At 34.7% G+C, this 1,323-nt stretch carries 1 protein-coding gene; it reads right to left on the reverse strand.

All coding sequences use genetic code 11. The features are described 5' to 3' along the window. Positions 1–86 precede the first annotated feature (86 nt). A partial coding sequence (locus TD29_RS17125; RefSeq protein ID WP_040282657.1) for a pyruvate dehydrogenase complex dihydrolipoamide acetyltransferase occupies positions 87–1,323 on the reverse strand: 1,237 nt, incomplete at its 5' end.

Genomic DNA, 1,323 nt, shown 5'->3' on the forward strand with positions numbered 1-1,323 from the left:
AAAAAATCCTGACTTGAAAAAATATCAAATCAGGATTATATTACAATAGATTCTGCATTGAGAGCAGAATGCTTATCATTTAAAATTTACACTAACATTGTTACAGGATTTTCTATATATCCTTTTAAGGTTTGTAAAAACTGTGCACCTGTTGCACCATCAACTGTTCTATGATCACAGGCGAGCGTTAATTTCATTGTATGTCCTGGTACTACTTGTTCGTTTTTCACAACAGGCTTAGCCACAATTGCACCAACAGATAAGATAGCAGAATTAGGTTGATTGATAATTGAAGTAAAACTTTCAATGCCAAACATGCCTAAATTAGAAATAGTAAATGTACTACCTTCCATTTCATCTAATGACAATTTTTTATTTCTTGCTTTACCAGCAAATTCTCTCACAGCTGATCCAATTTGTGGTAAACTTTGTTCATTTGCAAATTTAACAACGGGAACTAACAAGCCATCTGGCACTGCAACGGCAACACCAATATGTACATGGTTATTGAGTTGCATTCTATCATCAAACCATTGAGAGTTTACTTGCGGATGTTGTTTTAAAGCGAGTGCACATGCTTTAACAATCATATCATTAAATGATATTTTGGTATCTGGCATCGAGTTATACTGAACTCTAAATGCCATGGCATTTTCCATATCAAACTCCACATTTAAATAATAATGTGGTGCTGTAAATTTAGATTTAGCTAAGTTTTTAGCAATTGCTTTACGCATATTAGAATTAGGTACCTCATCAAAATCTTCTTGACCTGTTGGTACAAACTTACCAATTTGAGTACCTGCTTGAGCTGGTGTATAATTTTCTATATCGCGTTTTACAATACGACCATTTTCTCCACTGCCTTTTAATTGAGATAGATTAATCCCTTTTTCTTCAGCCATTTTTTTTGCTAATGGAGAGGCGTGGATTCTACCATTTGAACTAGAAGTATCAACTGTTTTTTTAACTTCTTTTTTAGTCTCAGTTTTAGGAGCTTCCTTTTTAGGCGCCTCTTTTTTCTCTTCTTTTTGAGCAGAACTTGTCGTTTCTTTTGCTTCGGAAGACGAATCGGAAACTTTAAAATTTTTAGCCACATTTGAAACGTCTGTTCCTTCAGGACCAATAATAGCTAATAGAGAATCAACTTTAGCTGTTTCTCCTTCGTTTAAACCGATATGTAATAAAGTGCCAGATTGAAAGGATTCAAACTCCATTGTTGCTTTATCGGTTTCAATTTCAGCAAGAATATCGCCTTCTTCGACGCTTTCTCCAACTTTTTTCAACCAAGTTGCAACGGTTCCTTCTTCCATGGTGTCACTT

Source organism: Psychroserpens damuponensis (genome assembly GCF_000826655.1).
Taxonomy (GTDB): Bacteria; Bacteroidota; Bacteroidia; order Flavobacteriales; family Flavobacteriaceae; genus Psychroserpens; species Psychroserpens damuponensis.